The following is a 3451-nucleotide window of genomic DNA, read 5'->3' on the forward strand; positions in this document are numbered from 1 at the left end:
CGCCCGGCGGAGGTCTCCGGCGGGCAACTCCAGCGCGCCTGCCTGGCCCGCGCGCTGGCCCAGGAACCCCGGTACCTGATCGCCGACGAGGCCACCGCCCATCTGGATCCGCTGAGCACGGCCGCGATCGCCCGCACCCTCCGCCGGCGGGCCGACGGAGGCCTGGGCGTCCTGGCGATCACCCACGATCTGCGGTTGGCCGAGAGTTGGGCCGACGAGGTTGTGGAGTTGGAGACCCACGCGTCGTGACGGCACCGAGACCCGAACGCAACCCGATCGCCTCTGGACACCGGCGGGTCACCGGCGCACAATCCTAACCATGTTAGGCACTCCGAATCGCGATAGGTCAGCCGAACGACGTGAGGCGACACGGCGGGAGATCATCGACGCCGCGTGGGAGGTGGCCCGCGAACAGGGCCTGGCCCAGCTGACCCTCCGCGATGTCGCGGCCCGCGTCGGCATGAAGGCGCCGTCGCTGTACTCCCACGTGGACTCCAAGAACGCCATCTACGACGCCATGTTCGCCCAGGCCTGGACCGAGTGCCTCGACATCATGCTGGCCCTGGACGAGGGACGCCCGTCCGATGCCCGGGGGACGGTCCGGATGTACGCGCGGGCGTACTTCGACTTCTGCGTGAGCGACCTCGCCCGGTTCCAGCTGATGAACCAGCGCACCATCCCCGGCTTCGAACCCAGCCCCGAGGCCTACGCGCCCGCGGTGCTCGTGCTCGACGGTCTGCGTCAGCGGTTCGCGGCCATCGGGATCACCGACCGGGAGGACATCGACCTCTACGTGGCGGTGGTGGGCGGCATGGCGGACGCCCAACTCGCCAACGACCCCGGCGGCGATCGCTGGGCCCGCCTCTTCGACCGCGCGGTCGACATGTACCTGCACGACGTCGGCATCCCGACCGACGCCCCGGTCACCACCACACAGGAAGGCACACCGCCATGACCACGACAACCGGGCAACACCGCTCGAAGAACGACCCGCGACCGCCCCGGCTGGACCGCGACACCGCCGCGCGCCTGGCCGAGACCGAGTACGAGCGGGTGGCCGACATGCTCGACCGCCTCACCCCCGAGCAGTGGGGCACCCGGACCGACTGCACCGAGTGGGACGTGCGCGCGATGGCCGGGCACATGCTCGGCATGATCCAGATGCTCGCCAGCTGGCCGGAGATGGTCCGCCAGCAGGTCGCGTCCGGCAGGCGCGCCAAGCGCGAGGGCCGCCCCGCGATCGACGCGATGACCGCGCTGCAGGTGGAGAAGAACGCCGGCCTGTCGACGGACGAACTCATCGCCCAGGTGCGCCGACTGGCCCCCAGGGCGGCCAGGAACAGGCGGCGCGCGCCGGGCGTGATGAGGAAGCAGGCCATGGAGGACAACGGCGAGTGGTGGTCCATGGGCTACCTCTTCGACGTGATCCTCACCCGCGATCCGTTCATGCACCGCATCGACATCGCCTCCGCGACGGGAGCCACCATGACGGCGACCGCGGAACACGAGGGGGTTATCGTCGACGACGTGGTGACCGAGTGGGCCGGTCGGCACGGCCAGGCGTACGACCTGGAGCTCACCGGCCCGGCGGGCGGGCGCTGGCAGCACGGCGGGCACTCGGGCGCGGGCGAGAACCTCACCATGGACGCGTTCGAGTTCTGCCGAGCACTCAGCGGCCGGGCCCCGGCGGAGGGACTGCTCCGGACCCAGGTCCCGTTCTGACCTGGATCGTGAATGTGCTTTTATCCAACCGAGTGTGAGGTAGATTACATTCCGGGCACAACGCGCTGGTAGCGCGCACTTCTCCGGCTCGTCGCCGCCTCTGACTCGAACCCGGAAGAAGGACGCCGCCATGCCCCCGTCAGAACCCCTCCCCCCGCCTCCGCCCACCGCCCGCCTCAGCCGCCGCTCGCTCCTCTCCGCCTTCGGCGGGGCGGTCGCTGCGACCGGAATCGTGGGCTTCGGCAGCGGCTCCGCCGGAGCCCAGAGCCTCACGGGTTCCCTGGGCTCCGGCTCCCTCGGGTCGTCCGGCGGCACCCCGCCGGACGGCATCCCCTCGGCGCAGCGTGAACCACTCGAGCTGCTGCTCCTGGGGACACTCGCCGGCCCGATGGTGGAGAGGACGCGGGTGGGGATCGCGTCGGTCCTCGTGGTCAACGGGGCCGCCTACGTGATCGATTGCGGCCGGTCCGCGGTGACTCAGTACGGGCTCACGGGCCTGGAACTGGCGGCGATCAGCGACATCTTCCTCACCCACCTGCACGCCGACCACATCGCGGACTACTACAACTTCGCGCTCATCGGTGGGGTGGTCGCCAACGCCGCCGGGGACAAACTCGTGGCCCCCGTCGGCGTCCACGGCCCGGGGTCCGCGGGCGGACTGCGACCGCCCAACGTCGACTACCCGGACTTTCCGGTGGTCGCCCCCCAGAGCCCGACCCCGGGCACGGCGGAGATGACGCAGCGGCTGGACGAGGCCTACGCCTACACGTCGAACATCTTCCTCCGGGACAACGGCCCCACCGGTGGACCGCCCGACCCGCGCACGCTGTTCGACGTCCACGAGATCGTGATCCCGGACGTCGGCGCCAGCTACACCAACACCTCCCCGGCGATGGACCCGTTCCTCGTCATGGAGGACCAGAACGTCCGGGTCACCGCCACCCTCGTCCCGCACGGGCCGGTCTTCCCCGCGTTCGCCTTCCGCTTCGACACCGCGCACGGGTCGGTGACGTTCTCCGGGGACACCAGCCTCAGCGAGAACCTGGACCGGTTGGCGCTCGGCACCGACACCCTCGTGCACGAGGCGATCAACGTGCGCGGCGGCAACCTGCCGCCGGCCATGATCGAGCACAACCTAGAGTCCCACGTCGAGGTCCAGGTGGTGGGGCAGGTCGCCGAGCGCGCCGGCGCCGAGCGACTGGTCCTCACGCACCTCGGCGACTACTCCGGCGTCGTGGACGTGCGGCAATGGCACGACTGGGCCCAGGAGGGCTACGGCGGGGACGTGATCGTGGGCCACGACCTGCAGCGGATCGTCCTGGCCACCCGCTGACCCCCGCCTCGCCCTCACCAGAACGAGCTTCAGGAGGAACCATGAGCACCATCGACATGATCACGTCCCACCCCCACCCGACCGGTGGTCTGCCCGTCGAGTTGCTGGCGGAGGCGATCGACGCCGCGTCCGCGTGCGCCGTCATCTGCACCGCCTGCGCGGACGCATGCCTGGCCGAGGAGTCGGTGGCGGAGCTGCGTGACTGCATCCGCACCGATCTCGGCTGCGCGGACGTGTGCGCGGCCACCGCGTCGGTGCTGAGTCGCCGGACCGGGACGATGTCGGGGGCGGTCAAGGAGTTGCTCAGCGCGTGCCGCGTCGCGTGCGCGACGTGCGCTGACGACTGCGGGTCCCACGCGGACATGCACGCCCACTGCGCGATCTGCGCCGAGGCCT

The 3451-nt window shown here is 70.8% G+C and carries 5 protein-coding genes; all 5 read left to right on the plus strand.

The window, feature by feature from the left end:
* Positions 1 to 249, plus strand: a 249-nt coding sequence (locus tag G6020_RS07530) for an ATP-binding cassette domain-containing protein (RefSeq protein WP_182610199.1), incomplete at its 5' end; no start/stop codon positions are given.
* A gap of 70 nt (positions 250 to 319) precedes the next feature.
* Complete coding sequence (locus tag G6020_RS07535) at positions 320 to 955, plus strand: TetR/AcrR family transcriptional regulator (RefSeq protein WP_182610200.1); 636 nt, start codon at positions 320 to 322, stop codon at positions 953 to 955.
* Positions 952 to 1722: a maleylpyruvate isomerase family mycothiol-dependent enzyme gene (locus G6020_RS07540; protein ID WP_182610201.1), complete on the plus strand. Its 771-nt coding sequence runs from the start codon at positions 952 to 954 to the stop codon at positions 1720 to 1722. The genes G6020_RS07535 and G6020_RS07540 overlap by 4 nt, the downstream gene beginning before the upstream one ends.
* Positions 1723 to 1852: 130 nt before the next feature.
* Positions 1853 to 3055, plus strand: coding sequence for an MBL fold metallo-hydrolase (locus G6020_RS07545; protein WP_182610202.1), 1203 nt, complete (start codon positions 1853 to 1855; stop codon positions 3053 to 3055).
* Positions 3056 to 3096: 41 nt separating this feature from the next.
* Positions 3097 to 3451 (plus strand): four-helix bundle copper-binding protein (locus G6020_RS07550; protein ID WP_182610203.1); only part of this gene is annotated, 355 nt, incomplete at its 3' end.

The sequence above is a fragment of the Dietzia sp. B19 genome (assembly GCF_014145155.1).
Classification (GTDB): Bacteria; Actinomycetota; Actinomycetes; order Mycobacteriales; family Mycobacteriaceae; genus Dietzia; species Dietzia natronolimnaea.

Excerpts from the sequence above, each read along its gene's own strand:
- G6020_RS07535 (WP_182610200.1), top strand. The coding sequence starts at position 320 with ATGTTAGGCACTCCGAATCGCGATAGGTCAGCCGAACGACGTGAGGCG.
- G6020_RS07540 (WP_182610201.1), top strand. The coding sequence starts at position 952 with ATGACCACGACAACCGGGCAACACCGCTCGAAGAACGACCCGCGACCG.
- G6020_RS07545 (WP_182610202.1), top strand. The coding sequence starts at position 1,853 with ATGCCCCCGTCAGAACCCCTCCCCCCGCCTCCGCCCACCGCCCGCCTC.